The following is an 858-nucleotide window of genomic DNA, read 5'->3' as shown; positions in this document are numbered from 1 at the left end:
CGGTTGCCGACAAGTTTGATGATGAAAGTATTGAGAACGATGGGACGTGGCTGAGTCGGTTAGGCGATTTACAAGGTTATGATGAAGCCGTGGTATTGGACGTGACCGCGAGCAAAGAGTTGGCGCAACGTTATGTTGATATCGCTCAGCAAGGCATCCATTTAATTTCTGCTAACAAAGTTGCAGGCTCTGCCGACAGTCAGTACTACCATCAAGTGCAAGATGCATTCGCAAAAATCGGTCGCTACTGGCTCTACAACGCGACGGTTGGGGCAGGGTTACCTATCAACCATACCGTGCGAGATCTGCGTGAAAGTGGTGACGAGATTGTGGCATTATCCGGAATCTTCTCGGGAACACTTTCTTGGCTGTTCCAGCAGTTTGATGGCTCGGTGCCGTTTAATGAGTTGGTCGATTTAGCGTGGCAACAAGGATTAACAGAACCGGATCCGCGTGCTGATTTAGATGGTTCGGATGTCATGCGTAAACTGGTTATCTTAGCGCGTGAGTCTGGTCTGGATATTGAACCGGACAGCGTAAAAGTGGAATCACTGGTGCCTGAAGAGCTGCGCTCTCTGAGTTTGGATGAGTTCTTTGATAATGGCGCACTGCTCAGTGAGATTCTTCAAGAGCGTCTAACCAAAGCACAAAGAGATGAGCAGGTGCTTCGATATGTGGCGCGCTTAGAGAAAAATGGCAAAGCGACGGTGGGCGTAGAAGCATTACCGCGCGAACATGCTCTGGCTAACTTGCTGCCATGCGACAACATTTTTGCGATTGAAAGTAAATGGTACAAGGACAACCCTTTGGTGATTCGTGGCCCAGGTGCAGGACGCGAGGTGACCGCTGGTGCAATCC

At 49.8% G+C, this 858-nt stretch carries 1 pseudogene; it reads left to right on the top strand.

What is annotated here, in order from left to right:
• Window positions 1-858 (top strand): annotated as a pseudogene (metL, locus tag R7Z50_RS25960) (bifunctional aspartate kinase/homoserine dehydrogenase II); the annotation flags it as partial.

The organism is Vibrio sp. 1249-1, assembly GCF_033340495.1.
The sequence above is the reverse complement of the archived record's forward strand: the minus strand, read 5'-3'. Positions and strand labels throughout refer to the sequence as shown.